Source organism: Paracoccus sp. 08 (assembly GCF_024105395.1).
Lineage (GTDB): Bacteria > Pseudomonadota > Alphaproteobacteria > Rhodobacterales > Rhodobacteraceae > Paracoccus > Paracoccus marcusii.
On record NZ_WEKR01000064.1, the window covers coordinates 110,735 to 137,450 of the forward strand.

Below are 26,716 nucleotides of genomic sequence, written 5' to 3' on the forward strand. Positions count from 1 at the left end.
ACGCCTCAGAAGGTTTGCCCGCCCAGCATGGACACATGCTCGGCGATGGGGCCCAGGACCAGGGCCGGAAAGAAGGTCAGCGCGCCCAGGATCAGCACGGTGATGACCAGCAGCAGGACGAACAGCGGGCCGTGGGTGGGGAACGTCCCCGCCGTGGCCGGGACCGGCGACTTCAGGGCCAGGGATCCTGCGACCGCCAGCATCGGCACGATGATCGCATAGCGTCCCAGGATCATCGCGATGCCCTGCAGGGTGGTGTGGAACGGCGCCGCCGCCCCGAAGCCGCCAAAGGCCGAGCCGTTGTTGCCGGTGGCCGAGCTGTAGGCATAAAGGACCTCGGACAGGCCGTGCGGCCCGGCGTCCTGCACCGCGGCCAGGCCCGCGGGGATGACCACGGACAGCGCGCCGAAGACCAGGATGCCCAAGGGCATCGACAGGAAGGCCAGGACCGACAGCGTGACCTCGCGCCCCTCGATCTTCTTGCCCAGGTATTCCGGCGTGCGCCCGACCATCAGCCCGGCCAGGAACACCGCCAGCACGACATAGAGCAGCATGCCGTAAAGGCCCGAGCCGACGCCGCCGAAGATCACCTCTCCAACCTGCATGTTCAGCATCATCACAAGGCCGGACAGGGGCATGAAGCTGTCATGCATCGCGTTGACCGACCCGTTCGACGCGGCGGTCGTGGCCTCGGCCCACAGCACTGACAGGGTGGCGCCAAAGCGGACCTCCTTGCCCTCCATGTTGGGGCCGGTGATGCCGGTGGCTTGGGCCAAAGCGGGGTTGCCCGCCTGTTCGGGGGCGTTCATCAGCAGAAGGCCCGCCACGAACAGCACGCCCATCGCGGCGAAGATCGCCCAGCCCTGCCGCCGGTCGCCCACCATGCGCCCGAAGAGGAAGCAGAAGGCGACCGGGATCAGCAGCAGATAGACGGACTGGATGATGTTCGACAGGATCGTCGGGTTTTCCAGCGGATGGGTCGAATTGACGCCGAAGAAGCCGCCGCCGTTGGTGCCCAGCTGCTTGATGGCGATCTGGGCCGCGGCGGGGCCTTGGGCGATGACTTGGCCTGCGCCCTCCAGCGTGGTCGCGCGGACATAGGCCGACAGCGATTGCGGCACGCCCTGCCAGATCAGCACCACGGCCGCCAGGATCGACAGCGGCAGCAGGATATAAAGGACCGCCCGCGTCGCATCGACCCAGAAATTGCCCAAGCGGCCGTCGCCCTTGGCGGCAAAGCCGCGCACGATCGCCACCGCGACCGCCATGCCCGTGGCGGCCGAGACGAAGTTCTGCACCGTCAGCCCGACCATCTGGGATAGGTAGGACAGCTGGACCTCTCCGGAATAGGCCTGCCAGTTGGTGTTGGTGACAAAGCTGATCGCGGTGTTGAAGGCCAGGTCCGGCGCCATTGGGCCGATGCCCTGGGGGTTCCACGGCAGCATGCCCTGCAGCCGCAGGATCGCATAGAGAAGCAGGAACCCCGCCAGGTTGAAGACCAGCACGGCCATGGCATAGCCCGACCAGGTCTGGCCGCGCCCGGCGGTGACGCCCGCGGCCGACAGGAAGGCCCGTTCAACCGGGGCGATCAGCGGGCTGGACCAGACGCGCCGACCGGTAAAGACGCGGTGCATGTGACCGGCCAGCAGCCAGGCGAGGCCGACCGTGACGGCGCCGTAGAGCGCGAAGACAAGAAAGGGGGACATGGACGCGCCCCCATCAGAACCGGTCGGGACGCATCAGCGCCACGACCAGATAGGCGAACAGGCCCGCCGCGACGGCAAGGCCAAGAACCAGGTCGACCATCGGCGCCCCGTCACGAACGAGCCAGCGCGCGTGTTCCGGCCATCATGGCCAGAAACCCGCCTGCGCCAAGCAGAAGATAGATGATGTCGGACATGAACATCCCCTTGATGAGTGATGTCCGATCATCCCGCAGGCGCGCGTCAGGATGCCATGCGTGATCCCGGCCGGGGGCGTAAGGGCCGCGTAAGGATCATGCCGTCAGCGCCGCGTCCAGCGCCGCGATCACGGCCGCCGACAGGGTCTGGGCGGGCGGCGGGTCGGTGTCGGCCCAGCCCCGCTCCAGCGCCTGCACGGTCGAGAACGCCCCAGCCTTGCGGATGCGCCCCAGTTCGTCCCAGCTGACCGGGCAGGCCACCGGCGCGCCGGGGCGGGCGCGCACGGAGAAGGGCGCGATGGCCGTCGCGCCGCGTTCGTTCCTCAGCCAGTCGACGAAGATGCGGCCCTTGCGCTTTGCCTTGGACATCTCGGCGGTGAAGCGGTCGGGATGGGCCTGTGCCGTCAGCATCGCCACGCCGCGGCTGAACAGCTTGACCGTGTCCCAGGCCGCGGTGCGGCGCAGCGGCACGATCACATGGACGCCCTTGCCCCCCGACAGCATCGCCCAGGACCGAAGGCCAAGCCCCGACAGCCGGTCGCGCAGCTCCAGCGCGGCGCGGCGGGTCGCGGCAAAGCCCAGGCCCTCGTCGGGGTCCAAGTCAAAGACCATGCGGTCGGGTCGGTCCAGCCGGTCGCGACGGGCGCCCCAGATGTGAAATTCGACCGTGCCCATCTGCACCGCGCCCAGGATGCCGTCGACGTCGGTGACAAAGGCATAGGGGCTGGTCGCGCCGTCCTTGTCGGCGATCTGCTGGATCTTCAGCGCGGCGGGAAAGCCCTTGCCGGGGTGCTTCTGAAAGAACCGCTCGCCGGCCATGCCGTCGGGCAGGCGCAGCAGGGACAGGGGCCGCCCGGCCAGTTCGGGCAGCATCAGCGGTGCGGCCGCGCGATAATACTCGGCCAGCCCCGCCTTGGTCAGGCGCGGCTTGTCAAAGATCACGCGGTCGCCGCTGCTGATCGCGACGGTCGGGGCAGGCGTTCGCATCGGCGGACCCTCATCGTGCAGGCCCAGATACACCGCATGGCGCAGGCGACCCTGGGCGGTGGTTTCGGCGTAATCGATCCGGGCGGTCAGGTCCGGGTCGATCCAGGTCATGCCCGCGACCTCCCGGCGGGGGGCCTTGACGGGGGCGTCCCTGCGCACCAGCGGTTCCATGCGCCGGGCAAGGTCGGCCATCGTGTCCTGGTCGAACCCGGTTCCGACCTTGCCCATATAGGCCAGTCCCCCGTCCCGGTCGCAGGCCAGCGCCAACGAGGCGAAGGGCCTGCCGCGGCTGGTGCTGGCCTGCCAGCCGACGATGCGGAACGTACCCTGCCTGCGGCACTTGATCTTCAGCCAGTCGCGGCTGCGCCCGCCGCGATAGGGGGCATCGGTCCGCTTGGCGATCACCCCCTCGCCGGCATTGCCGCAGATCAGCGCCAGCGCCTCGTCCGCCGGGCCGTGGATGACGGGCGACAGCGCCACCGCGCCCATCGGCGGCAGGGGGCGCAGCAGGCCCTCCAGCACGGCGCGGCGTTCGGTTAGGGGCTGGTCCGTCAGGTCGCGCCCGTCCAGATGCAGCAGATCGAAGGCCACGTATCCGAACGGCCCGCCCACCGCGATCGCGTCCTGCAGCGTGCCGAACCCCTGCAGCCCGGCGCCGGCCACGATCTCTCCGTCGATCAGCGCCGAGGCACAGGGGATGTCGCGCAGGGCGGGGATCAGGTCGGCGAAACGGTCGGTCCAGTCATGGCCCGCCCGCGTGAAGACACGCGGGCCGCCCGCGCCAAGCGCCACCTGCGCGCGATAGCCGTCCAGCTTCAGCTCGTGCCAATGCGTGGCGTGATCGGCCAGATCGTCCGTCAGCGTCGCCAGCTGCACGGGCCGGTGGCCGGGACGGGTGCCGGAATGGTCGGGCAGGCAGGCGGCCTTGTCCGCGCGGATCGCTGCAAAGCTGCGCCCGGACGCCACGCTGGTGCGATAGCGCGCCACCGGGTCGCGCTGGCCCGCGGCCTCGTCGTCGATCTTGACCAGCAGCCAGTTGTCGCGCTTGTCCCGGCGCGCCATGCGGATCAGGTTCCAGTCGCCGGTCATCCGCCGACCGTGCAGCCGGAACTTCAGGTGCCCCTTGGCCAGCCCGCGCGCCGCGGGTTCAAGCGGTTGCCACCAGCCCAGATCCCACAGCATCACGGTGCCCGCGCCGTAATGGCCCTTCGGGATCGTGCCCTCGAAGGTCAGATAGGACAGGGGGTGATCCTCGGTCCGCACGGCCAGCCGTTTGTCGGCCGGGTCCAGCGACGGCCCCCGCGTCACCGCCCAGGACAGCAGCACCCCGTCCCATTCCAGCCGCAGGTCCCAGTGCAGCCGCGTGGCGTCGTGGTTCTGCATCGAATAGCGCAGCCCAAGCGCCGAAGGGGTGCCGTCCGCCTGCGGTTCGGGGGTCGCCCCGAAATCGCGCTTGTCCAGATAGGCGCCCAGATCGGCCATGTCAGGCGGATTTCGACTTGGGCTTGGCACGCGGCTTGGAGGCGGGCTTTGCGGCGGGCTTGGCCTTGGCCTTGCCGCCGTCCTTCTTCAGGCTCTCCTTCAGCGCGGACATCAGGTCCACGACGTTGCCGCCCGACGGGCGGTCGTCATCCTCGGCCGCCTTGGCGCGGGGGGTCTTGCGGTTCTTGCGCTTCGTCTCGATCAGCGCGCGCAGCGCCTGGTCGTAATGGTCGCGGAACGCATCGGCATCGAACGCCGAGGACTTGCGCCGGATCAGCTGGGTCGCGACCTCCAGCAGGTCGGCGTCGCTGGCAGCGTCCTCGATCGCGGCGAACAGCGGCTCCGCCTCGCGGATCTCGTCCTCATAGCGCAGCGTTTCCAGCAGCAGCCCGTCGCCGCAGGGTCGGATCGCGCACAGGTATTCGCGGCCGCGCATGGTCAACTGGCCCAGGGCGGTCTTCTTCTCGGCCCGCAGGGCGTCGCGGACCACGCGATAGGCGTCCTCGGCCAGATCGTCGGTCGGCACCACGTAATAGGGCTTGTTGTAGTACAGGGGCGGGATCTCGGACTGGTCGACGAACTGTACCAGTTCCAGCGTCTTCTTGGTGTCCAGCTTGATCGCGTCGATCTCGTCGGGTTCCAGCAGCAGATAGTTGCCGTCGCCCGTCTCGTATCCCTTCAGGATGTCGTCGCTCTTGACCGGCCCGATGCCGGCCACGGTCTTCTCATAGCGCACAGGCTTGCCAGAGGGGCCGTGGATCTGGCGGAAGGACACGCGCGCCCCGGTCTTGGTCGCGGCATGCAGCTCGACCGGGATGGCCACCAGGGACAAGCGCAGCTGCCCCTTCCAGACCGCACGTGACGCCATGACATCCTCCTGCTTTCCGGGGAAACGCCGAAACGGACCGATAAGTTCAGTCGTATCATGGAAGGACGTCGGCACGCATTGCCCGGGTGTCACTGCTGCCAGCGATCACGGCATTGCAGGTCGCAGTGTCACCAGCACCGATGCCGCGGGCTCCGGATTGCGGGGCGAAGTCGATCGTGCTGATTGCGTCGTGGCGCGTCAACGACAGCGCGGAACGCCAATGCGGCAAGGGCGCATCGCCATGCCATCTGCCGAAAGGCGGCGCCCGGGGGTTCCGGGCGCCGTGGTGATCATTCCTCGAAACCGCCGTCGTCAAAGCCCGGGTCGTCGAAACCGGCGTCCTCCTCCATCGCGGGCTCCTGCTCCATCTCCGAGGCGTCGGCAGGGCCTGCGAACATGCCGCCGATGGCATTGCCCAGCAGCACGCCGCCTGCGACACCCATCGCGGTCTGCGCCGCGCCGGCCATGAAGCCACCGCCCGAGGGGCGGCCGCTGCTCCACGGTCCCGACCCCTGCGGCTGCTGCCCGTGGGCGGGCTGGCCGTAGGGCTGGGGCGCGGGGCGATGGGCCATCGGGCGGGGCTGGGGTTTGCTGCCGCCGAACAGCTTGCCGAAGAGCCCGCCCGAGGCCGGCGCGGGCTGCGCCTGCACCTGCTGCATCTGCTGTTCGGCGGCGTTCAGCGCCTGTTCCTGCATGATCACGGTCTGGGCCAGGTAATAGGCCGCGCCGGGATTGCGGGCGATCAGGTCGGCGATCAGCGCCTCGGCCTCGGGGTCGCGATGGGGCTGGGCTTGGGCAGCCTGGCCCAGCTTGCCGAACAGCCCCTCGATGGCGTGGCGGTCGTTCTGGTCCATGGGTTCGGGTCCTCTTTCGGTCATTCCTCGCGCTGGCCGGTCAGGCTCAGCAGCAGCTGGAACAGGTTGATGAAGTTCAGGTACAGTGACAACGCGCCCATGACCGCCAGTTTCTGGTGCGTCTCGGCATCGTGATGTTCGCTGTAGGCCAGCTTGATCGACTGCGTGTCCCAGGCCGTCAGGCCGACGAAGACCAGGATGCCGATGATCGAGATCGCGAACTGCAGCGCGGACGAGCCCAGGAAGATGTTGATGATGCTGGCGATGATGACGCCGATCAGGCCCATGATCAGGAAGCTGCCGAACTTCGACAGGTCGCGCTTGGTCGTGTAGCCATAGAGGCTCATGCCTGCGAACATGGCGGCGGCGCCGAAGAAGGCGCGCGCGATCGACGTGCCCGTGAAGACCAGGAAGATTGAGGCCAGCGACAGGCCCATCACCGCGCAGAAGGCCCAGAACAGCGTCTGCGCCGTGGCGGCCGAGACGGTCTCGATCCGGAAGGACAGGAACATCACGAAGGCCAGCGGCGCCAGCATCACCACCCACCGCAGGGGCGAGCTGAAGATCGGCACGTAGATCGCCGGGACCGAGGCCACCGCGACCGCGACCAGCCCGGTCACCAGCAGGCCCAGGCCCATGTAGTTGTAGATGCGCAGCATGTGCGCGCGCAGGCCGTCGTCCAGGACGGCGGCGGGGGCGAAACCGGCGCTGCGGCCGGTCTGGCGGATGGGTTGCATGAAAACCTCCGGTTGGTTGATGTCAGTAGAGCGTGTCCGACAGCGCGACCGATGTCGCGAGCAGCGGGTCGGCATGGTCGTCGCCCGCGACCAGCACATGCGCGATCTCTCCGATCTGGAACCAGGCGATGCCGTGGTCGGGCGTCTGGTGCAGGCGGGGCAGGGTCACGTCGAAGCTGCCGGCGCGGACCGCGAAATGGCTGATCGTGCCCAGATCGGGCGTGTCGAACAGGATCTCGATCCCCGGACCCTGGGGCGAGGGGAAGACCTGCGCGTCGCGCACCGTCCAGTCGTCGGGAAACCGGGGCAGCACGATGCCGGTGGCGGCGCGCATCTCGACCGGGTCCAGGCGGCTGATGCCGGGCTGCGAGGTCATGTCCAGGCGCAGCAGGCTGACCTGATGCGCCGACAGGGCCGCCGTGACCGATGCGGGGGCGGGCGATGCCGCGACGCCTTCGCGCACCGACAGCGGCCCCAGGCCGGCATGGGCCAGCCAGCCCAGCCCCACCAGCAGCGCGGCCGGCACGATGCGCAGGACCCGGCGCAGCTGCGCATCGCGCCGACGCGCCGTCGCAAGCCGCCGCGCGGCGCCCAGCAGCGGACGCGGCGCGGACGGCGCGGCCAGCGCCCGGCGCAGGTCGCGGCGCAGCGACAGGTCGCGCATCACGTGGGCGGCGGCGTCGGGATGGCGCGACAGATGCGCCTCGACCTGGGCGCGTTGGGCCTGGGTCAGCTGGTCGTCGACATAGGCATCCAGGTCGGCGGGGCCGATCTGCGGATCATCCTTCAGCATCGCGTCCTCCGATGATCTTGAGGGCCGGGCGTGCGGGGGCCTCGTCCTCGAACGCGCGCAGCCGGGCGCGGGCGCGCGACACACGCGACATGACCGTGCCGGGCGGGATGCCCAGCAGCTGGCCTGCCTCGGCATAGGACAGCCCCTCGACCGCGATCAGGGCCAGCGCCTCGCGCTGGTCGTCGGGCAGGTCCAGGAAGGCCTGGCGCAGCTGCGACAGGCGCAGGGCGTCGTCCTGGGGCGCGTCCTGGGCCAGGGGGGTCAGCTGGGCGAACTGCGCCTCGCGGCGGGACTGGGCCTGGTCGTGGCGGCGGCGGTCCAGGAACCGGTTGCGCAGGATCGCGCGCAGCCACGGTCCCGGCGCCTTGCCGGGGGCCAGCTGGCGGCGCTGTTCGTGGCCGCGCAGCAGGGCGTCCTGGACCAGGTCGTCGGCCTCGGCCCTGTCGCGGGTCAGCGCGAAGGCATAGCGCCGCAGCGGCGCCAGCAGATCCAGGATGGGGTCGCGTGTCCGGGTCATGATACAGTCATAGACGCAACCGGCCGCGGTTCTCTTCCCGGCTGCGTCGAAAAAATCCGCCGCGCCTCAGACGATCCCCGCCAGGTGCAGCGCCAACCCGGCCAGGGCACAACCCGCCAGCACCGGGACCGTCCCTGCGCGCAGGCGGAAGACCGCGATCATCGCGGCCAAGATCAGCACCAGCGCCGCCGGGTCCAGCGTCCGCCAGACCGGCAGGTCCAGGTCCAGCCCCATCGCGCCCACCGGGCGCAGCTGTTCGAACAGCACATGCAGCCCGAACCACAGCGCCAGGTTCAGGATCNCCCCCACCACCGCCGCGGTCACCGCGGTCAGCGCCGCCGTCAGCGCGTGGTTGTCGCGCAGGCGTTCGATGAAGGGCGCGCCCAGAAAGATCCACAGGAAGCAGGGGAGGAACGTGACCCAGGTGGTCAGCAGCCCCCCCAGGGTCCCGGCCAATAGCGGCGGCAGGCCGCCCGCCTCGCGCAGCGCGCCCATGAAGCCCACGAACTGGGTCACCATGATCAGCGGACCCGGCGTGGTCTCTGCCATGCCCAGTCCGTCCAGCATCTCTCCGGGTGCCAGCCAGCCATAGGTCTCGACCGCCTGCTGGGCGACATAGGCCAGGACGGCATAGGCGCCGCCGAAGGTCACCACCGCCATCACGCTGAAGAACCCGGCGATCTGTGCAAAGACGTCCTTGGGCCCAAGCGCCAGGAACAGCGCGGCCACCGGCAGCAGCCACAGGCCCAGGAACACCGCCGATATGCGCGCGGCCCATCCGGCGCTGACCCGCGTGTGATCGGGCGTGCCGTCGCCCAGCAGCGTGTCGGCATCCGCAATAGGCGCACCGCCCGCGGCACCGTGCCCGCCGCCGCCCCGAAACGCCGCCAGCCCGGCTATCGCGCCGAGGAACCCGGCCAGGGCCGCACCCAGGACGATCACCGGAAACGGCACGCCAAAGGCGAAGATCGCGACGAAGGACGCCGCCGCGATGCCGACCATCACGCGGTTTCTCAGCGCGCGCGACCCGATGCGGATCACCGCCTGGACCACGATGGCCAGCACCGCGGCCTTGAGGCCGAAGAACAGTCCCTCCAACGCGCCGGTATCGCCCCAGATCGCATAGATCCAGGACAGGGCCATGATCGCCACCATGCCCGGCACCACGAACAGAAGCCCGGCGATGATCCCGCCCAGGGTGCGGTGCATCAGCCAGCCGATATAGACGGCCAGTTGCATCGCCTCGGGACCGGGCAGCAGCATGCAGTAGTTCAGCGCGTGCAGGAACCGCCGTTCACCCAGCCACCGGTTCTCCTCGACCAGGATGCGGTGCATCAGGGCGATCTGGCCCGCGGGGCCGCCAAAGCTCAGCAGGCCGATCCGCGCCCAGATGCGCGCGGCCTGGGCCAGGGTCGGATAGGCGCGGTCGGGCATCACGGGTCCTCTGCAAGCCATGTCCCGCGCGGTTAGCCCGCGCCACGGGCGCCGGTCAAGCTAACGCGGCCGCATGGCGGCGCCGTGACAGGGGCACCCATTCCCTTGCGCCGCGTTCCATGGCAGGGCAACCCGACCCGACACGATGCCCCCGGAAGGAGACCCCGATGCGGTTCTGGACCACGATCACCCTGATCCTCGTGCTGTCGGCCATCGGCCTGACATACGAGATCGCCGCAGGCCGCGTGCTGGCGCCGTTCTTCGGCACCTCGCTGGTGACCTGGACGTCGGTGATCGCCACGATCTTGACCGGGTTCTCGCTTGGCAGCGCGCTTGGCGGGCTGGTGGCCGAACGCGACCCCGCGGTGGCCGTGCGCAGCGTCAGGCTGGCGCTGGTGGCGACGGCGGCGCTGATGGCGGCCTCGCCCGCGGTCCTGGGGCTGGTCTATGCCCTGGGTGCGCGCGACACCGGGGGGATGCTTCTGGCGGTGATCCTGGCCTTCTTTCCCGCATCCGTGCTGGTCAGCTTTCCGTCGCCCTTCCTGGCCAAGATGGCCGTCGACGCCCGTCCCGGCCGCGAGGGGTCGTCCCTGGGCATGGTCCTGGCGGCCGGATCGCTTGGGGCGATCGCGGGCGCGGTGCTGGCGGGGTTCGTGACGCTGCCGCTGGTGGGATCGGTGGCGACCTTTGCCGGATGCGGCGCGGGGGCGCTGATCTGCGCGGTGCTGGTGCGGGCTGGCGGCAAGGGGGGCGCGGGCGGCCTGTCGCGGCCCGATGCCGTGATCGCGGTCGCGGCAGGCGCGGTGGCGGTCGCGGCGATCACCGCCAGCGGGCCGCTGTGCCGTTACGAATCGGGGATGTCCTGCATCGACGTACAGCGTCATGGCGGCGCGGTGCGCCTTTATTCCGACCGCACCCAGCAGGCCGCCGAACGCGTTGCGGCCGATGGGGGCGACCGCCTGACGCTTGCCTATACGGACTGGATCTGGTCGCGGATGGACCGCGACCTGGGCGCGGCGCCGTCGGTCCTGTTCATCGGCGGGGGCGGCTATTCATTGCCCGCGATGCTGCTGGAATCGCGCGTCGATGCCCGCGCCGTCGCGGTCGAGATCGATCCCCTGATCACCCGCGTGGTCCGCGACAGCCTGCCTTGGGCCGGCGCGATGATCGACCGCGAGGAGGGCGCGCGTCTTGGCATTGTCCATGCGGACGGCCGGGTGTTCCTGAACCGGACCGAACAGCGGTTCGACGCTGTGGTGATGGACGCGTTCTCGTCGGGGTCGGTGCCTGCGCACCTGGCCACGCGGGAAACCTATGCCCGTCTGCGCGACATCGTCGACGGCCCGGTCTACGTGAACCTGATCGACGCACCCGACGGTCCGCTGGCGCGGGGCATCCACGCGATCCTGAGCGAGCTTTATCCCCACGTCCAGGCAGTCCAGGGTCCGGTCAGCGACCGCGGGTTGGCCAACATCATGCTGGCGGCAGCGGACGCGCCGCTTGGCCCGGTGGACGCCTATCCGGCGGAATACGGTCCGGTCCGGCTGGCGGCCGGACGCGCCTTCACCGATGATCGTGGCTGGATCGGCCACCGTTAGGACCACCCTGTCATCGCCGCACCGTCCGACCTATGGTCGGGGAATGCGAAGGGGGGCACCATGGCACAAGACTGGCTTTCGCAGTTTCCCGGACTGGCCAGATTGGGACCGGACCTGCGCGCGACGCTGCTGAAGCAGAGCCTGATCCTGACGGTTCCGGCCGGCACCGTCGTCTTTGGTCCCGGAAAGCCGCCCGAGCATCTGCTGCTGCTGCTGGACGGCCGCGTCAGGGTCCAGCAGACGTCGGAAGAGGGCCGCGAGATCGTCCTCTATCGCGTGGCGGCCGGGGAAAGCTGCGTGATGACCACGGCCTGCCTGCTGGCGCACGAGGACTACTCTGCCGAGGGGATCGCAGAGACCGACGTCCGCGCGGCGGCGATTCCGCGCGCGCTGTTCGACGATCTGGCGTCGCGGTCGGTCGAATTCCGGACCTTCATCTTCACCGCCTATGCGCGGCGCATGTCCGACCTGTTCATGGTGATCGAGGAGATCGCCTTTCAACGGCTGGATATCCGGCTGGCGCAGAAGCTGATCGAACTGGCCCGCGACACGGGGCAGATCAGGGCCACCCATCAGCAGCTGGCGGCTGAACTGGGCACCGCGCGCGAGGTGATCTCTCGGCAGCTGGGCGAGTTTCAGCGGCGCGGCTGGATCGGGCAGGCGCGGGGGGTGGTCGACCTGCTGGACGCGGCCGCGATCGGACGGCTGGCGGCGCAGGACGGCGGTGGGTCGCGCCCCTGATGGGGACTTGGTGATCTTGTCACCGACCGGCGTCGCGAAATCCTGTATCACGGTCGAAAGCCAGCACGGGGATCCCGCCATGACACGCAACATCGGACCCGCCGACCGAACCCTTCGCCTGGTGCTGGGGGCGGCCCTGATCCTTGTGGCCCTGGCCAGCGGTTGGCCCGCGTTTCAAGGCGGTCTTCCGCGCGCCCTGGCGGTCATCGCGGGCGTCGTGCTGATGCTCACCGCCGCTGTCAGGGTCTGCCCGCTTTACACGCTGCTGGGGATGCGGACCTGCCGCCGCTGATACCGCCCGTTTTCGACTTGAGGACCATCATGACCGACTATCCGATCGACATGTCCGTCGCGCCCATCGTGACCCCGTTTTTTGATCCGGCCACCCATACCATCAGCTATGTCGTGCGCGATCCGGGCTCCACCGCCTGTGCGGTGGTCGATTCGGTGATGGACATCGACTATGCTGCGGGGCGGATCACCTATGATCATGCCGATGCGATCATCGCCCATATCCGCGAGCATGGCCTGACCCTGGAATGGATCATCGAAACCCATGTCCATGCCGACCACCTGTCCGCCGCGCCCTATATCCAGGCGGCCCTGGGCGGCCGGATCGGGATCGGCGATGGGATCATGGTCGTGCAGGACACCTTCGGCAAGATCTTCAACGAGGGTACGGAATTCCAGCGCGACGGCAGCCAGTTCGACGCGCTGTTCAAGGATGGCGACGTCTATCATGTGGGCACGATGCCGGTCGTGGCCCTGCATACGCCCGGCCACACGCCGGCCTGCATGACGCATGTGATGGGCGATGCGGCATTCGTGGGCGACACGCTGTTCATGCCCGATGGCGGATCCGCACGGGCCGATTTTCCGGGCGGCGATGCGGGCGTCCTCTATGACAGCATCCAGAAGGTGCTGTCGCTGCCCGACGCGACCCGTCTGTTCATGTGCCACGATTACGGTCCCAACGGCCGCGAGATCCGGTGGGAGACCACCGTGGCCGAGGAACGCGCCCACAACATCCATGTCGGCGGCGGCAAGACGCGCGCGGAATTCGTGGCCTTTCGCACCGCACGCGACGCCACGCTGGCGGTGCCGCAGCTGATCATTCCCTCGCTACAGGTCAACATGCGCGCAGGCGTCATGCCCACCGACAAGGATGGGCGTCCCATGCTCAAGGTGCCGGTCAACGGCCTCTGACCCCGCCATCTCCAGACGTTCAGGGAGGAACAGATGGACCCCAGGACCCTTTCGCCGCAATTCGCGGTGGCGCCCCAGATCACCCCGCAGGACATTCCTGCGCTGAAGGCCCAGGGCTATCGCGCGATCATCGCCAACCGTCCGAACGGCGAAGGCGCCGATCAGCCGACCTTTGCCGAGATCGAGACCGCGGCCCATGCTGCCGGAATGCAGGCACGCTACATTCCGATCAGCGGCGGCATGGTCGGCGACGACGACGTCGAGGCCTTTCGATCCGCACTGCGCGCCATGCCGGGGCCGGTGCTGGCCTATTGCCGGTCGGGGATGCGGTCGGCCACGCTGTGGTCGCTGGCGCAGGCCGACGACATGTCGCTGCCGCAGATCCTGGCGGCCACCAGCACCGCCGGATACGACCTGTCCGGCGTGGTCCGACGCATCGCCAACGGCGGCCGCACACCCGTGGCCCGGCCCGATGCGACCCATGACGTGGTGATCGTGGGGGCGGGGGCGGCAGGGATTTCGGTCGCGGCCAGCCTGCTGTCCCGAAAGCCACGGTTGGACATCGCCATCATCGACCCGGCCGACGTGCATTACTATCAGCCCGGCTGGACCCTGGTGGGCGCGGGTGTGTTCACGGCCGACCAGACGGCAAAGGATCTGGCCTCGCTGATCCCGTCAGGCGTCACGCTGATCAAGGGCGCGGTCGCCGCGTTCGAGCCCGCCTCGAACGCCGTCATCCTGGAAGGGTGCCGGGTCGTGGGCTATGAAAGGCTGGTCGTCTGTCCGGGGTTGAAGCTGGACTGGGCGCGCATCCCCGGTCTGCTCGAGACGCTTGGCCAGAACGGGGTCACGTCCAACTACCGCTATGATCTGGCACCCTACACGTGGAAACTGGTCCAGGCGATGAGGCGGGGCCGCGCGATCTTCACGCAGCCGCCGATGCCGATCAAATGCGCCGGCGCGCCGCAGAAGGCGATGTACCTGTCAGGCGACGCCTGGCATCGGGCCGGGGTGCTCAAGGATATCGACATCCAGTTCATGAATGCGGGGGGCGTGCTGTTCGGGGTCAAGGACTATGTCCCCGCGCTGATGAACTATGTGCGAAAATACGACGCGACGCTGAACTTCTTTCACAACCTGGTCCGGATCGACGGCCCGGCGCGCACCGCGTGGTTCGACGTCGCGGCACCCGACACGCCTGTCCGCCGGGTCGAGGTCGCATTCGACATGATCCATGTCACGCCCCCTCAGACCGCGCCGGATTTCATTCGCGTGTCGCCGCTGGCGGATGCGGCGGGGTGGGTGGACGTCGACCAGGCCACGCTGCGTCACAGAACGCATGACAACATCTGGTCGCTTGGCGACGTGATGAATGCGCCGAATGCCAAGACGGCGGCCGCGGCGCGGATCCAGGCACCCGTGGTGGCGGAAAACATCGTGGCCGATATCGACGGCCGTCCGGCCCGCGCGCAATACAACGGCTATGGCTCCTGCCCGCTGACGGTCGAGCGCGGCAAGATCGTGTTGGCCGAGTTCGGCTATGGCGGCAAGCTGCTGCCAAGCTTTCCCAAGGCCCTGATCGACGGCACGCGCCCAAGCCGCGCTGCATGGCTGCTCAAGGAACGCATCCTTCCGCCGGTCTACTGGCGCGGCATGCTGCGCGGCCATGAATGGATGGCCAAACCCAACAGAACTTCCGCCCCCTAAGAACGGACCCTTGCCGGTGAAGCCCTTCCGCGCCTATTTCCCGATCCTGTCCTGGGCCCGCAGCTATCACCGGCGGACCCTGTCGGACGACCTGCTGGCCGCCGTGATCGTGACGATCATGCTGATCCCGCAATCGCTGGCCTATGCGCTGCTGGCGGGGCTGCCGCCCGAGGCGGGGCTCTATGCCTCGATCGCGCCGATCATCCTCTATGCGGTGTTCGGAACCAGCCGGGTGCTGGCGGTGGGGCCGGTGGCGGTGGTGTCGCTGATGACGGCGGCGGCGATCGGCACCGTCGCGGAGCAGGGCTCGATGGGCTATGCGGCGGCGGCGCTGACGCTGGCCGGACTGTCGGGGGCGATCCTGGTGGTGATGGGCGTGCTGAAGCTGGGCTTTCTGGCGAACTTCCTGTCGCATCCGGTGATCGCGGGCTTCATCACCGCGTCGGGCATCCTGATCGCCACCAGCCAGCTGGGCCACGTCCTGGGCATCGGCGCGGGTGGCCACACCCTGCCGCAGATGATCGCGTCGCTGGTCCGGGGCCTGCCCCAGGTCAACCCGGTTACCGCCTGCATCGGCGTGGCGGCGACGGCGTTCCTGTTCTGGGTCCGCCGCGGCCTGCGGCCGCTGCTGCGCCGCATGGGCCTGGGCGCCCGCGCCGCCGACATCGCGACCAAGGCCGGGCCGGTGCTGGCGGTGGTGGTCAGCACGCTGGCGGTCCGGTGGCTGGGCCTGGACCAGATGGGCGTGCGCATCGTGGGCACGGTGCCGCAGGGCCTGCCGCCCCTGACGCTGCCGCCGCTGTCGGCCGATCTGATCGGCATGCTGCTGGTGCCGGCGGCGCTGATCTCTGTCATCGGGTTCGTGGAATCGGTGTCGGTCGCGCAGACCCTGGCCGCCAAGCGACGCCAGCGCATCGACCCCGACCAGGAACTGATCGGCCTGGGGGCGGCGAACCTGGGCGCGGCCTTCACGGGCGGCATGCCGGTCACGGGCGGGTTCGCGCGGTCCGTCGTGAACTTCGACGCGGGCGCGGCGACCGCGGCGGCGGGGGCCTTCACCGCGGTGGGCCTGGCGGTCGCCGCCGTCGCGCTGACGCCGCTGATCTATCACCTGCCCATCGCGACGCTGGCCGCGACGATCATCGTGGCGGTGCTGTCGCTGGTCGATCTTGCGATCCTGCGCCGGGCCTGGGCCTATTCCCGCGCCGACTTCATCGCGGTGGCGGCGACGATCGTGGTGACGCTTGGCGTGGGGGTCGAGGCGGGCGTGTCGGCAGGCGTCATCCTGTCCATCGTGCTGCACCTGTACAAATCCTCGCGCCCGCACGTGGCCGAGGTCGGGCTGGTCCCCGGCACCCAGCATTTCCGCAACATCCTGCGCCACGACGTGCTGACCGATCCGTCCCTGGTCACCCTGCGCATCGACGAAAGCCTGTATTTCGCCAATGCCCGCTTTCTGGAGGATTACGTCGCCGACCGCGTGACCCCCGATTGCGAGGTCAAGCACGTGGTGCTGATGTGTTCGGCCATCAGCGACATCGACCTGAGCGCGCTGGAAAGCCTGGAGGCCATCGCCCACCGCCTGGCGACGATGGGCGTCACGCTGCACCTGTCCGAGGTCAAGGGTCCGGTCATGGACCGCCTGAAGACCTGCGATTTCCTGCAGCAGCTGACGGGCCGGGTCTTCCTGTCGCAATACGACGCTTGGACCGCACTGCACACAGGGGCCGAACCGGCCCGCCGGGTGATCAGAACCGGTTGACCGGAACCTTGAGGTAATGGTGGCCGTCATCCTCTGCCGGGGGCAGGCGGCCGCCGCGCAGGTTGATCTGCAGCGCCGCCATGATCCGGTCGGGCAGGGGCAGCGTCGCGTCGCGGGCGTCGCGCAGGGCGATCCACTCCTCGCGCCGGGTGCCGTCGCGGACGTGGCGGTTCTCGGCCCGGTGGTGGGCCACGGTCGCCTCCCATTGCGGCGCGTCGCGGTCCTTGGTGCCATAGTCATGGCCCACGAACAGGCGCGTGTCGCCCGGCAGGGACAGGATCTCCTGGATCGACGCCCACAGCTGGCAGCTGTCGCCACCCGGGAAATCCGCGCGCGAGGTGCCGGCATCGGGCTGCATCAGCGTGTCATGGGTAAAGGCCGCATCGCCGCAGACATAGGTGACCGAGCCGAGCGTGTGCCCCGGCGACAGCATGACCCGGATGGACAGATCGCCCAGGGGGATCGTCTCTCCGGGTGCCAGCAGGCGGTCGAAGTCGCGGGCCGGATCAAAGGTTTGGGGCAGGTTGTACAGCCCCGCCCAGATGCGGGCGATGTCGCCGACCCGGTCGCCGATGGCTGTGGGCGCCCCCGTCCGCCGCCCCAGCTGCGCCGAGGCCATGACGTGGTCGGCATGCGGATGCGTGTCCAGCACCCAGGCCACCGTCAGCCCCTGTTCGGCCACCAGCGCCAGCACCTGGTCCATGCTGCCGGTCGAAAAGCGGTAATGCTTGGGATCCAGGTTCCACACCACGTCGATCAGCGCGGCCTGTTTCGTGGCCGGGTCGGCGCAGACATATTGGATCGACCCGGTATCGGGTTCGTAGATGCCCCAGACATCCGGGCTGTTCGCGCCGGTGGACGGGGAATGGCGGACGACGCGGTCTTTCAGCAGGCTCATGCGGGTACCCTCAGGACGGGTGCGGATTTCAGGCGGGCGCCGATCCAGAGCCCCAGGATCATCGCCGGAACGAAGGCCAGGGTGCCCGGCGCCAGCAGCGGCAGGGCGGTCAGGGCGGGGCCGGGGCAGAACCCGCCGATCCCCCAGCCCGCGCCGAACAGCGCCGCGCCGGTCAGCAGCGGGCGGTCGATCCGGCGGTTGGTCGGCACGTCGAAGGTCGGGTTCAGGAACGGTGCCGCGCGCCGCCAGACCAGCCGATAACCGATGAAGGCGGTCATGGTCGCGCCGCCCATCACGAACGCCAGGCTGGGGTCCCACGCCCCGGCCAGGTCCAGAAAGTTCTGCACCTTGGCCGGATCGGCCATGCCCGACACGATCAGCCCCAGGCCAAAGACCAGCCCGGCCAGAAATCCCCACAACGCGCGCATCACAGCCCTCCGATCACATGGCGCAGCACGAACACGGTGACGAACCCCGCCGCCATGAAGGTCGCGACCGCCGCCAGAGAACGTCCCGACAGCCGTGCCAGCCCGCAGACCCCGTGCCCCGAGGTGCAGCCCGACCCAAGCGCGGTCCCCGTCCCGACCAGCAGCCCCGCGGCGATCATCAGCCCCAGGTTCGCGGGCACCGTCTGCACGACCGCCCCGCCCAGGGCCAGGATCGCCAGCGGCGCGGCCATCAGCCCCAGCACGAAGGCGATCCGCCAGTCGCGGTCGCGCGCGGCACCGGGCAGGGCCAGCGCGCCCTGGGTGATGCCCGCGATGCCGGCGATCTTTCCGAACAGGCCCATCACCATCACGGCGCTGATCCCGATCAGGATGCCGCCGCCAAGCGAGGCCCAGGGGGTAAAGGTCGTCTCGGTCAGCATGTCGGCCTGTCCTGTCAGCGGGGATTGCGCCGGTGGGCGCGTCTGCTAAGCTGTATATTCGATTCCTCTAAATAAGTCAAAGCTAATATATTGGACGACCTCCCCGATCCCTCCGTCGTGGCGCTGCAGGACATGGCCGACCACGTGGCGGCGCGGCTGGCGCTGGTCGCCAATGCGAAACGCCTGCTGATCCTGTGCGAACTGGCCAAGGGCGAACGTCCGGTCGGCGCGCTGCAGGCGGCGGTGGGCCTGGGCCAGTCCGCGCTGAGCCAGCATCTGGCCCGCCTGCGCGAGGCCGGGATGGTCGCCNCCCGCCGCGAGGGGCAGACCATCCACTACCGCATCAGCGATCCTGACCTGGACGTGCTGATGCAGGCCCTCTATGCCGCCTTCTGCCAGCCGCGTCAGGACGCGCCCGCCCGGTCCGATCAGGAATAGGCGCCTGCCGAATAGGTCAGCTCATAGCTGTGGCTGTAGAGTTCGAACACGTTGCCGAACGGGTCCTCGACATAGACCATCCGATAGGGTTTTTCGCCGGGGAAATATTCGCGCACCGGCATCCGCTGCCTGCCGCCCGCGGCGACGATGCGGGCCAGAAGCCCCTCCAGGTCCGGGTCCTGGATCGCGAAATGGAACGTGCCGTGGCGGCGAAAGTCGAAATTGTCGGCAGCGGCGTGGTTGCCCGCGAACTCGAACAGCTCGATCCCGATCCCGTCGCCGGTGGACAGATGCGCGATGCGCAGACGGTCCCAACCGGGGCCGAAGACGTCGGTGCACATCACGCCGATGGCGCTGTCATCCTCGGTCACGGTGCTGGGCTGCATCAGCACATAGAATCCAAGGACGCCGGAATAGAACGCGACAGCCGCGTCCAGGTCGGGGACGGACAGGCCGATATGGGAAAAGGTTCGGGGGGTGGGGGTCATGGCAGTCTCCTGTGTCTGGTCCATCCCACCTAGACAGGCGATGCCCGCATGTGAAATTATCATTCCGCATGATGATCCATACGAACTGTTATCGACGATGCTGAACGCCACCTGGATCGAGACCTTTACCGTCCTGGCCGAGGAGGGGCATTTCACCCGTGCGGCGCAGCGGTTGAACATGACGCAGCCGGGCGTGTCCCAGCATCTGCGCAAGCTGGAACAGCAGCTGGGCCAGCCGCTGATCGTGCAGTCGGGAAAGGGGTTCACGCTGACCGCCGCCGGGGCTGGCCTGCGCGATCTGGGGCTGGCGCGCCGGGCCCAGGAACGCGCCCTGCGCGAGGCGATCGCCCCGGACCGGCCGGATGCCGGGCTGGTGCGCGTCGCCTGTTCGGGCAGCTTTGCGATGCTGCTCTATCCGCATGCCATCGCGCTGATGCAATCCGCCCCGCGCCTGTCCATCCATGTCGAGGCCGCGCCGCAGGCACGCGTCCTGGAGGGGGTGCTGGACGGGCGGTTCGATCTGGGGGTCACCGACCGCGATCCGCGCCATCCCCGCATCGCAGCCGACCGCATCGGGCAGGAGGAGCTGTGCCTGGTGCTGCCCGCGGGACATGCGGTGCCCTCGGGCCTGGCCGACCTGCAGGCGCTTGGGCTGATCGATCACCCGGATTGCCAGCGCTATGCAGACGATCTGTTCGCGCTGAACTTTCCTGACGAATTCGACGGCGCCGACAGGCTGCGCGTGCGCAGCCGCGTGAACCAGATCGGCCAGATCCCGGCGCCGGTGGCGCAGGGCATCGGCTATACGCTGCTGCCGCGCAGCGGGCTTGCGGCCTTTTCTCAGGCGGACCGCCTGCGCATCGCGGCCCTGCCGCAGCGCCGCCACCACGAATTGTGGACGATCATCCCCCGCGGCCATCCGCCAAGCGCCCGGCTGGACCGGGTCCTGGCGGTGATCCGGGCCCTGGCCGCCGATCTGGCCTGAGCGGCGGCCAGGGACGCGCCTCAGGCGGTGCGGACCCGCCCGGACACCAGCCGCCCCTTGTGGAACGTCGCGTGGCGGGCCGAGCATCGGGCCACCGTCTCGGCCGAACAGCTGGCCTCGGTCAGAACGAACCCTGCGGCGTCGCCGACGGCGGGCCAGACCCGTTCGCCCTGCGCGTCCAGCGGCAGGACGTCGCCCGTGGCGATCCACAGGGACCGCGACAGGCTTTCCTCGTCGCTGCCCGCGTAAAGCTGGGCATAGAGGTTGGCCTTGTCGACCATGTCCCCGGTGCCGAAGGGCGACCAGTGGTCGATGACGCTGTCGGTGCCCGCCATGATCGCCACCCCCTTGTCGCGCAGGACCTGCAGCGGCATCACCGATTTTCCGATCGGCACGCTGGTGGCGACGCTGATCCCCTGTGCGGCCATGCGGCCCGCCAGTTCGTCCAGCGCGCCTTCGTCCATTTTGGCCAACGCAAAGGCGTGGCTGAAGGTCACCCGGTCGCGCAGCGCGGCATTCGCCTCGACCGTGTCGACCATGTAATGCAGCGCGGCGATGCCGGCCGGGGTCGATTCATGGATGTGGATGTCCACGCCCTTGTCGTGGTCCAGCGCGATCTGGAACATCGCGTCCAGCGATGCCTCCATCGCACCGTCGACATTGGTCGGGTCAAGCCCCCCGACATGCGTCACGCCCAGGTCCATCGAGTCCCGCATCAGCCCGTCGACATCCGAATTCAGCAGGCCGTGCTGGGGAAAGGCGACGATGTCGCAGTCGAAATCGTCCCTGCGCGCGGCAAGGGCCAGGTTCAGGTGCTCCAGGCTTTTCAGGCCGCTGACCGGGTCGATGTTGCAATGGCTGCGCGCCGTCGTCGTGCCGTGCGACAACAGCAGCTGGATCAGCTGGTCGGCACGCTCCTGCGAGGTCGGCAGCAGCTGGGGCAGCAGCACCTCCTCGCGCGCGATCATGTCCATGATGGTCTTGCCCTTGCGCGGCAGCGGGGCCTGCCAGGGGCCGCCATAGAAGGTCTTGTCCAGGTGGATGTGCATGTCGCGCATGGGTGGCAGCGCCAGCATGCCCTGGGCGCTGTAGCGGGGCAGGGTGCCGGTCGGCGCGTCATGGATCGCGGCGATGCGGCCGCCCCTGATCTCCAGCGTATGGGTCTGGGTCCGAGTTCCGACCACCGTGTCGCCGTCGCGCTCAACGCCCGTCTCCAGCAGCACGTCGGTCAGCAGGTAGTGATCATGCGGGATGTCCGACACGCCGGTCTGGTCCGGCGCGGCGGCATGGACGGGGGCAAGCCCAAGCGTGGCGCCCGCCGTCATGATGCCGCCGGTGCGGCACAGGAATTGTCTGCGGTTCGTCATCGTCTTTCCCCTTTGCTGGCGGTTCGGGAAAATCTAGACCGGCACAGGCGTATCAAGAAATTAAATGTTCAAATAGGATTCATGCATGAATCGGATGATCGATCCCCGCCTGCTGCGTGCCCTTGTGGGGGTGATCGACCATGGCAGCTTCACCCGCGCCGCCGAACAGCTGAACATGTCGCAATCGACCATCAGCCAGCAGATATCGCGGCTGGAGGATCAGCTGGGCCAGCCGCTGCTGGACCGCGACGCCCGCCCCGTTCGCATGACCGCGGCCGGAGAGCGGCTGACCGGATATGCCCGCCGCATCCTGGCGCTGCAGGATGAGGCGACGCTGGCGCTTGGCGATCCGTCGGGCAGCGTGTCGCTGCGCATCGGGCTGGCCGAGGACATCATGACCCCCGACATGGCCCGGCTGTTCGCCGATTTCGCCGCAACGCACCGCCGGGTGCGGCTGGACGTGACTGCGGGCCTCAGCCTTGCCCTGACGCGCGGCTATCGCGACGGCGATTTCGACATCATCGTGATCAAGGAGACCGCGCCCGAACCCGACTGCCGCGCCAGCGTCCCCGAACCCATCGGCTGGTTCCAGGGGCCGGGCGCCCCCGACGCCCCCGATCCGCTGCCCTTCGTGACCTTCCCGCCGGGGGGCCTCTATCGCGACCAGATGTTCCGCCGGGCCGAGGACCTTGGACGGCGCTGGTACGTGGCCTTTTCGGGCAGCAGCCTGTCGAACGTCGTGACCGCGGTCGAGGCCGGTCTGGGCATGTCTCTGCTGCCGGTGCGGGCGGCGGTCGGACGCGATCTGCGGCGCAACACGCTCTTTGGGGCGGAACCCGCGATGGTCGCATCGCTTTACGCATGGGAGACGGGCGGCATCGCGGCCCCGCTGGTCGCCGCGATGCGCGACGTGCTGGCACGACGCTGAGGATTTTGGCGGATCAGGCGGTCGTCCGACGGACGATGGCGGGGCCGACAGGGACCGATCGGAACGAAGGCCTGGAAACGACAAAGGAACATGCGGTGTCGAATGACGAAAAGATCAGCCCCCCTCTGACAGAGCTGAACATCAACACCACCACCGGAGGGTTCTACAACGGATTCTCGATCGCGGTGACGGTGCCGGCCAAGATCATCATCTCGGTCATCGTGGTCTGGGCCATCTTCTGGCCAATCCAGTCGGGCGCGATCCTGACCGGGCTGAACGGTTTCATCCTGCAGAACTTTGCGGCCTGGTACACCTGGGTCGTGGCGTTCTTCATCGTCGTCTGCCTGGCGCTGGCGGCATGGCCGGCGGCCGGGCGGCTGAACCTGGGGCTGGACGACGACCAGCCGGAATTCACCCGGTTCTCGTGGTTCTCGATGATGTTCGGGGCGGGGATCGGCGTGGGCATGCTGACCTGGGCCGTGGCCGAACCGGTCACACATCTGGGCACGACCCCGGAATCGATCATGGGCCTGACCACCCCCGGCGGCGCCGACAACGTGGCGATGGCGTTCAAGTGGTCGTTCCTGCACTGGGGGTTCAGCGCGTGGGCATGCTATGCGGTGTGCGGCCTGTCGCTGGCCTATTTCAGCTATCGCCGCGGCCTGCCGTTGACCATCCGGTCGGGGCTGACGCCGCTGTTCGGTCAGCGCCTGTCGGGGCCGCTTGGCCATGTCATCGACATCGTGGCCGTGGTCGCGACCATCCTGGGCGTCGCGCAGACGCTTGGCTTCGGCGTCGATCAGCTGGTCGCGGGCCTGGGCCGGATCGGCATCGGCGGGCTGGCCGATGCGGACGGGGCCGCGACCACCACCGGCATCGTCGTCGCGCTGCTGGTCATCATGGGGCTGTCGACGCTGTCGGCGCTGTCGGGCGTGGGCAAGGGCATCAAGTGGCTGTCCAACATCAACATGGTGCTATCCATCATCCTGCTGGGCTTTCTGATCATCTTCGGGGCGACCTGGTTCGGATTCAACGCGATGTTCACGGGGCTGTGGCACTATGTCATCGCCCTGCCGCAGATGAGCGTGAACGTCTTCCGATCCGACGGCGTCGAAGGGTCCGAGGCGTTCCTGCTGGCCCAGTGGCAGGGCTGGTGGCCGGTGTTCTACTGGGCGTGGTGGATCGCCTTCGCGCCGTTCGTGGGGCTGTTTTTGGCGCGGATCTCGCGCGGGCGGACGGTGCGGGAATTCGTGCTGGGCGCGCTGATCGTCCCGGCGCTGATGTGTTTTGTCTGGTTTTCCTGGGCGGGCGGCACGGCCATCGACCTGGAGATGAACGGCGGCGCCAACGGCGTGATCTTCGATGCCGCGAACGGCGACAAAATCTTTGCGATGACCGAGTTCATGCTGGCCCCGATCGGGGACTGGCTGGCCTGGGGCATGGCGGTGCTGATCGTCGTGCTGCTGCTGACTTTTCTGGTCACCTCTGCGGATTCGGCCGTGCTGATCGTGAACACCATCAACGCCGCCGGCGACGAGGGACCTAAATCCCGGCCGCATGTCCTGTTCTGGGGCGTGGCGCTGGCGATGGTCGTGGCCGGGCTGCTGATCTCCGGCGGGACGACCGCGATCCAGACGGCGATGGTGATCGGCGCCCTGCCGTTTTCGGTCGTCATGGCGCTGATGGCGGTCGCCCTGCTCAAGGCGATCTACAACGACACGCGTCGCGAGAAGGCGGGCGTGCCCTCCACCCATGACAAGATCGAGGGCGCGACGGGCAACGATGCGCCCGCAGGCTTGTCGGCATCGTCCAACTGATCGACGTGACACGTCTGGACGCCGCGGTCGGGGCGTCCAGACATGTCAATGGTACTGGCTTGCGTCGGAATGTGGCGGATTTGGCGGGTCGAGAACGCCGAGGTTGTTGTCATAAGTGTCTGTTGACGCATACGATTGTTCTTTCAAGTGCAACTGTTCATCAAATGTCTTGCGTCCAGTAGCCTCGCTGTCGGCGAGCATGGATACAGTCGGTCAAACCGTTGCGAAGAAACTTTCATAAGGCTAAGCTCCGTCACGAGCCTGATCCGCGCCCGGGTTCTGCTGCCTTCCATCACGCATTGCGGCAACGTGGCTGGCCGCGCGCGTCATTCGTCGAACTCGACGCGGATCGCTGACCCGACAATGCAAGCCTGTTCGATGAAGGTCGTTTCGACTGGCAGCTTGGACGGCACGATCGGGCAAAGAACCGATATGATGGCGAGCTAGAACGACAGCATCGCAAGCAGTTTCCAGCATCCAGTCCAAGCATGCGAACAGTCGAATGCGCATTTCCCGCGACAAAACACTGGCCTTCCCCGCGGGCGGCATCGCCTTGCCGAAAGCGGCACCGGTTCAGCGCAACGTCAACGGACGCTGTAGCGCATGAGGTCAGGCGGCCCCGGCGGCGACGGGGGAGGGGAAGACCGGGTTTCCGGTCTCGCGCTCGATCCGCGCGGCTTCGGCCAGCAGGCGTTCGCGGACCGCGCAGGCGACCTCCCACGAGGTGTTCGGGTCGCGGCACGGGATGCTGAACCAGACCAGGATCCCGAAGATGTCCTGATCGGCGACGCTGACGCTGGAATCGTCCAGATCGCCCAGGTTCTGGCCGATCTCCAGCGTGGCGACGTGGTTCAGAACCTCTTTGAACGTCCGGCGCAGCATGTCGATATCCGCCCGCGGGTCCAGCTTCAGCTTGAGCACGCGCAGCATCGCCGGATCCTGCAGGGTCCAGTTCGAAAACGTCTCGGACGCAAATTCCTCGACCGGGACGATCAGGCGGGTGCTGTCCCAGTTGCGCAGCTGGACGAAGGTCATGTTGATGCGTTCGACATGGCACAGCTCTCCCTTGTAGACGACGCGGTCGCCCACGCGCGCGGACTGGTTCAACGCGATCTGCAGCGAGGCCATGATGTTGCCCAGCACGTTGCGCGCGGCAAAGCCCAGGACGATGGTCAACGCCCCCGCAGATGTCAGCAGCGACAGCCCCAGATTGGCCGCCAGGTCGGCCGAGGAGAGGACGACGCCGGCCCCGATCAGGAACACCACCACCACAAGCACCCGGCGCGCGGCGTTCAGCCGGGTCGCAAGGATGCGGGCGTCGGCCTGTTCGGCGGCGGTCAGGTCCACGTCCTCTCCGGGGGCGACCAGGCCGTTCAGCAGGGCCTCGACGCTGCCGACGATGAACAGCAGCAGCGCCGTGACCACGCCCGTCGCGATGGCCGGCGTGACGAAGACGTCGATGCGGCCCGAAAAGACGAAGATGTTGCCCGTGACCCACCAGACCAGCGCCGTGACGCTGGCGATGATCAGCGGCTTGGACGATGCCGCCAGGATCCCGGTGGCGATCTGCCCGCGGGCGTGATGGCGCAGCACCTTGAGCGTGCGGTGCACGATCCAGCTGAGCAGCACCGCGGCCGCGATCAGGATGGGCAGGCCGATCCACTCCCATCGCATCAGGCCGCCAAGCGTCTTTTCCCGCATGCTTGGGGGTAGGGACAGTTCGAACCGCGACGGACCGTAATCGGCATGCAGGGCAGGGACGTCGCGGACGGTTTCGGCGGGAAAGACCCACAGAGGCTGGTCGGCGCCGTCGGGCTGGACGCGGTTCAGGCGGATCTCGGCCGGGACGGGGTCCATGGGCAGGTCGCGCAGCCGCAGCGACCGACGCGGCGATCCGGCCATCGCTTCGGTGTCGCCGCCCTGGCTTTGCAGGGCGTCGGGGCGGTCCAGCAGGGTCGACCAGTCCAGGACGACCTTGCGGTCGATCACGTCGTAAAGCTGATGGGCCAGGCGCGGCCCAAGCTCGGCCTGCCGATCGACCGGCAGTTCGCCCAGATCCAGCAGATGCGCCGCCGCCTCCCAGTCCTCCTCCTCGGACGCGCGCAGGAAGCTGGCCATGGTGGCGCGGGGCGTCTCGCGGTTGATCCGGTCCGGCGGCGTGCCAAGGCCGGGGTTCAGAGCTGACGTCTCGAACGTCGCGTCCTGCGCGGCCGCGGGACCAAGGGACATCGCGACCAGAAACACCAGCGCAAGGGATCGCAGAAGCGGAAGCATGGGCATCGTCCATTCCGTGGAACAGGTGACCCCGAATGCCGGGGCAGGCGTGGCAGCAGACAGGGCC

25 protein-coding genes are annotated in these 26,716 nt (G+C 68.4%); 10 read left to right on the forward strand and 15 right to left on the reverse strand.

Annotated elements, in window-relative coordinates:
- Positions 1 to 5: 5 nt before the first annotated feature.
- The 9 genes from kdpA to chrA form a co-directional block, all read right to left on the reverse strand.
- Positions 6 to 1,706, reverse strand: a complete 1,701-nt coding sequence (kdpA, locus tag GBO37_RS14560; RefSeq protein WP_252929796.1) for a potassium-transporting ATPase subunit KdpA — start codon at positions 1,704 to 1,706, stop codon at positions 6 to 8.
- A 13-nt stretch (positions 1,707 to 1,719) separates the two neighbouring features.
- Positions 1,720 to 1,806, reverse strand: coding sequence for a K(+)-transporting ATPase subunit F (gene kdpF, locus GBO37_RS21655; protein ID WP_045982103.1), 87 nt, complete (start codon positions 1,804 to 1,806; stop codon positions 1,720 to 1,722).
- 190 nt (positions 1,807 to 1,996) lie between these two features.
- Positions 1,997 to 4,369, reverse strand: a complete 2,373-nt coding sequence (ligD, locus tag GBO37_RS14565; protein WP_252929797.1) for a DNA ligase D — start codon at positions 4,367 to 4,369, stop codon at positions 1,997 to 1,999.
- A 1-nt stretch (position 4,370) separates the two neighbouring features.
- Positions 4,371 to 5,237: a Ku protein gene (locus tag GBO37_RS14570; RefSeq protein WP_045982105.1), complete on the reverse strand. Its 867-nt coding sequence runs from the start codon at positions 5,235 to 5,237 to the stop codon at positions 4,371 to 4,373.
- A gap of 290 nt (positions 5,238 to 5,527) precedes the next feature.
- On the reverse strand, positions 5,528 to 6,091 hold the full coding sequence (locus GBO37_RS14575) for a DUF2076 family protein (protein ID WP_252929798.1): 564 nt from the start codon (positions 6,089 to 6,091) through the stop codon (positions 5,528 to 5,530).
- A gap of 20 nt (positions 6,092 to 6,111) precedes the next feature.
- Positions 6,112 to 6,828, reverse strand: coding sequence for a Bax inhibitor-1/YccA family protein (locus GBO37_RS14580; RefSeq protein ID WP_045982107.1), 717 nt, complete (start codon positions 6,826 to 6,828; stop codon positions 6,112 to 6,114).
- Between the two features lie 22 nt (positions 6,829 to 6,850).
- Positions 6,851 to 7,621, reverse strand: coding sequence for an anti-sigma factor (locus tag GBO37_RS14585; protein WP_252929799.1), 771 nt, complete (start codon positions 7,619 to 7,621; stop codon positions 6,851 to 6,853).
- Positions 7,608 to 8,138, reverse strand: a complete 531-nt coding sequence (locus tag GBO37_RS14590) for a sigma-70 family RNA polymerase sigma factor (RefSeq protein WP_127899771.1) — start codon at positions 8,136 to 8,138, stop codon at positions 7,608 to 7,610. The genes GBO37_RS14585 and GBO37_RS14590 overlap by 14 nt, the downstream gene beginning before the upstream one ends.
- 66 nt (positions 8,139 to 8,204) lie before the next feature.
- Positions 8,205 to 9,572, reverse strand: coding sequence for a chromate efflux transporter (gene chrA, locus GBO37_RS14595; RefSeq protein WP_252929800.1), 1,368 nt, complete (start codon positions 9,570 to 9,572; stop codon positions 8,205 to 8,207).
- Positions 9,573 to 9,739: 167 nt separating this feature from the next.
- On the opposite strand from chrA, the gene GBO37_RS14600 reads away from it, so the two are divergent.
- The 6 genes from GBO37_RS14600 (at position 9,740) to GBO37_RS14625 (ending at position 16,586) form a co-directional block, all read left to right on the forward strand.
- Positions 9,740 to 11,170: a fused MFS/spermidine synthase gene (locus GBO37_RS14600; RefSeq protein WP_252929801.1), complete on the forward strand. Its 1,431-nt coding sequence runs from the start codon at positions 9,740 to 9,742 to the stop codon at positions 11,168 to 11,170.
- A gap of 60 nt (positions 11,171 to 11,230) precedes the next feature.
- Positions 11,231 to 11,911: a Crp/Fnr family transcriptional regulator gene (locus GBO37_RS14605; RefSeq protein WP_252929802.1), complete on the forward strand. Its 681-nt coding sequence runs from the start codon at positions 11,231 to 11,233 to the stop codon at positions 11,909 to 11,911.
- A gap of 79 nt (positions 11,912 to 11,990) precedes the next feature.
- Complete coding sequence (locus GBO37_RS14610) at positions 11,991 to 12,203, forward strand: DUF2892 domain-containing protein (protein ID WP_252929803.1); 213 nt, start codon at positions 11,991 to 11,993, stop codon at positions 12,201 to 12,203.
- 29 nt (positions 12,204 to 12,232) lie between these two features.
- Positions 12,233 to 13,117 (forward strand): MBL fold metallo-hydrolase, encoded by an 885-nt coding sequence (locus tag GBO37_RS14615; RefSeq protein WP_139599570.1) that lies wholly within the window; start codon positions 12,233 to 12,235, stop codon positions 13,115 to 13,117.
- A gap of 33 nt (positions 13,118 to 13,150) precedes the next feature.
- Complete coding sequence (locus GBO37_RS14620) at positions 13,151 to 14,824, forward strand: bifunctional protein tyrosine phosphatase family protein/NAD(P)/FAD-dependent oxidoreductase (protein ID WP_252929804.1); 1,674 nt, start codon at positions 13,151 to 13,153, stop codon at positions 14,822 to 14,824.
- 16 nt (positions 14,825 to 14,840) lie between these two features.
- The gene (locus GBO37_RS14625; protein WP_252929805.1) at positions 14,841 to 16,586 is read left to right on the forward strand and encodes a sulfate permease; all 1,746 of its coding nucleotides are present in this window, start codon (positions 14,841 to 14,843) and stop codon (positions 16,584 to 16,586) included.
- Here GBO37_RS14625 and GBO37_RS14630 read toward each other — a convergent pair.
- From GBO37_RS14630 to GBO37_RS14640, 3 genes are read right to left on the reverse strand one after another with little or no spacing between them, the layout of a single operon-like run.
- Positions 16,573 to 17,484, reverse strand: coding sequence for an MBL fold metallo-hydrolase (locus GBO37_RS14630; RefSeq protein WP_252929806.1), 912 nt, complete (start codon positions 17,482 to 17,484; stop codon positions 16,573 to 16,575). The genes GBO37_RS14625 and GBO37_RS14630 overlap by 14 nt on opposite strands.
- Entirely contained in the window at positions 17,481 to 17,912 is a 432-nt protein-coding gene (locus tag GBO37_RS14635) for a DUF6691 family protein (RefSeq protein WP_045983391.1), read from the reverse strand. Before GBO37_RS14635 ends, GBO37_RS14630 begins: the two co-directional genes overlap by 4 nt.
- Entirely contained in the window at positions 17,912 to 18,352 is a 441-nt protein-coding gene (locus GBO37_RS14640; protein ID WP_045983390.1) for a YeeE/YedE family protein, read from the reverse strand. Before GBO37_RS14640 ends, GBO37_RS14635 begins: the two co-directional genes overlap by 1 nt.
- A 90-nt stretch (positions 18,353 to 18,442) precedes the next feature.
- Here GBO37_RS14640 and GBO37_RS14645 point away from each other — a divergent pair, with 90 nt between their 5' ends.
- Positions 18,443 to 18,790 carry a helix-turn-helix transcriptional regulator gene (locus tag GBO37_RS14645; RefSeq protein ID WP_252929807.1) on the forward strand — a complete coding sequence of 116 codons (348 nt, stop codon included), beginning with the start codon at positions 18,443 to 18,445 and terminating at the stop codon, positions 18,788 to 18,790.
- On the opposite strand, the gene GBO37_RS14650 is transcribed toward GBO37_RS14645, so the two are convergent.
- Positions 18,781 to 19,278, reverse strand: coding sequence for a lactoylglutathione lyase family protein (locus GBO37_RS14650; protein ID WP_127899761.1), 498 nt, complete (start codon positions 19,276 to 19,278; stop codon positions 18,781 to 18,783). The two genes, GBO37_RS14645 and GBO37_RS14650, sit on opposite strands and share 10 nt — an antisense overlap.
- A gap of 97 nt (positions 19,279 to 19,375) precedes the next feature.
- On the opposite strand from GBO37_RS14650, the gene GBO37_RS14655 reads away from it, so the two are divergent.
- On the forward strand, positions 19,376 to 20,263 hold the full coding sequence (locus GBO37_RS14655) for a LysR family transcriptional regulator (protein WP_252929808.1): 888 nt from the start codon (positions 19,376 to 19,378) through the stop codon (positions 20,261 to 20,263).
- Between the two features lie 20 nt (positions 20,264 to 20,283).
- Here GBO37_RS14655 and GBO37_RS14660 read toward each other — a convergent pair whose 3' ends face one another.
- Positions 20,284 to 21,630: an amidohydrolase gene (locus tag GBO37_RS14660; RefSeq protein ID WP_127899759.1), complete on the reverse strand. Its 1,347-nt coding sequence runs from the start codon at positions 21,628 to 21,630 to the stop codon at positions 20,284 to 20,286.
- An 85-nt stretch (positions 21,631 to 21,715) separates the two neighbouring features.
- On the opposite strand from GBO37_RS14660, the gene GBO37_RS14665 reads away from it, so the two are divergent.
- Positions 21,716 to 22,558 (forward strand): LysR family transcriptional regulator, encoded by an 843-nt coding sequence (locus GBO37_RS14665; protein ID WP_252929809.1) that lies wholly within the window; start codon positions 21,716 to 21,718, stop codon positions 22,556 to 22,558.
- Between the two features lie 95 nt (positions 22,559 to 22,653).
- Complete coding sequence (locus tag GBO37_RS14670) at positions 22,654 to 24,375, forward strand: BCCT family transporter (RefSeq protein WP_252929810.1); 1,722 nt, start codon at positions 22,654 to 22,656, stop codon at positions 24,373 to 24,375.
- A gap of 609 nt (positions 24,376 to 24,984) precedes the next feature.
- On the opposite strand, the gene GBO37_RS14675 is transcribed toward GBO37_RS14670, so the two are convergent.
- Positions 24,985 to 26,649, reverse strand: a complete 1,665-nt coding sequence (locus GBO37_RS14675; protein ID WP_252929811.1) for a mechanosensitive ion channel family protein — start codon at positions 26,647 to 26,649, stop codon at positions 24,985 to 24,987.
- Positions 26,650 to 26,716 lie beyond the last annotated feature (67 nt).

Bases quoted from the DNA above. Each gene is read 5' to 3' on its own strand.
- kdpA (WP_252929796.1), bottom strand. From the start codon at position 1,706: ATGTCCCCCTTTCTTGTCTTCGCGCTCTACGGCGCCGTCACGGTCGGC.
- kdpF (WP_045982103.1), bottom strand. From the start codon at position 1,806: ATGGTCGACCTGGTTCTTGGCCTTGCCGTCGCGGCGGGCCTGTTCGCC.
- ligD (WP_252929797.1), bottom strand. From the start codon at position 4,369: ATGGCCGATCTGGGCGCCTATCTGGACAAGCGCGATTTCGGGGCGACC.
- GBO37_RS14570 (WP_045982105.1), bottom strand. From the start codon at position 5,237: ATGGCGTCACGTGCGGTCTGGAAGGGGCAGCTGCGCTTGTCCCTGGTG.
- GBO37_RS14575 (WP_252929798.1), bottom strand. From the start codon at position 6,091: ATGGACCAGAACGACCGCCACGCCATCGAGGGGCTGTTCGGCAAGCTG.
- GBO37_RS14580 (WP_045982107.1), bottom strand. From the start codon at position 6,828: ATGCAACCCATCCGCCAGACCGGCCGCAGCGCCGGTTTCGCCCCCGCC.
- GBO37_RS14585 (WP_252929799.1), bottom strand. From the start codon at position 7,621: ATGCTGAAGGATGATCCGCAGATCGGCCCCGCCGACCTGGATGCCTAT.
- GBO37_RS14590 (WP_127899771.1), bottom strand. From the start codon at position 8,138: ATGACCCGGACACGCGACCCCATCCTGGATCTGCTGGCGCCGCTGCGG.
- GBO37_RS14600 (WP_252929801.1), top strand. From the start codon at position 9,740: ATGCGGTTCTGGACCACGATCACCCTGATCCTCGTGCTGTCGGCCATC.
- GBO37_RS14605 (WP_252929802.1), top strand. From the start codon at position 11,231: ATGGCACAAGACTGGCTTTCGCAGTTTCCCGGACTGGCCAGATTGGGA.
- GBO37_RS14610 (WP_252929803.1), top strand. From the start codon at position 11,991: ATGACACGCAACATCGGACCCGCCGACCGAACCCTTCGCCTGGTGCTG.
- GBO37_RS14615 (WP_139599570.1), top strand. From the start codon at position 12,233: ATGACCGACTATCCGATCGACATGTCCGTCGCGCCCATCGTGACCCCG.
- GBO37_RS14620 (WP_252929804.1), top strand. From the start codon at position 13,151: ATGGACCCCAGGACCCTTTCGCCGCAATTCGCGGTGGCGCCCCAGATC.
- GBO37_RS14630 (WP_252929806.1), bottom strand. From the start codon at position 17,484: ATGAGCCTGCTGAAAGACCGCGTCGTCCGCCATTCCCCGTCCACCGGC.
- GBO37_RS14635 (WP_045983391.1), bottom strand. From the start codon at position 17,912: ATGCGCGCGTTGTGGGGATTTCTGGCCGGGCTGGTCTTTGGCCTGGGG.
- GBO37_RS14640 (WP_045983390.1), bottom strand. From the start codon at position 18,352: ATGCTGACCGAGACGACCTTTACCCCCTGGGCCTCGCTTGGCGGCGGC.
- GBO37_RS14650 (WP_127899761.1), bottom strand. From the start codon at position 19,278: ATGACCCCCACCCCCCGAACCTTTTCCCATATCGGCCTGTCCGTCCCC.
- GBO37_RS14655 (WP_252929808.1), top strand. From the start codon at position 19,376: ATGCTGAACGCCACCTGGATCGAGACCTTTACCGTCCTGGCCGAGGAG.
- GBO37_RS14660 (WP_127899759.1), bottom strand. From the start codon at position 21,630: ATGACGAACCGCAGACAATTCCTGTGCCGCACCGGCGGCATCATGACG.
- GBO37_RS14665 (WP_252929809.1), top strand. From the start codon at position 21,716: ATGAATCGGATGATCGATCCCCGCCTGCTGCGTGCCCTTGTGGGGGTG.
- GBO37_RS14675 (WP_252929811.1), bottom strand. From the start codon at position 26,649: ATGCTTCCGCTTCTGCGATCCCTTGCGCTGGTGTTTCTGGTCGCGATG.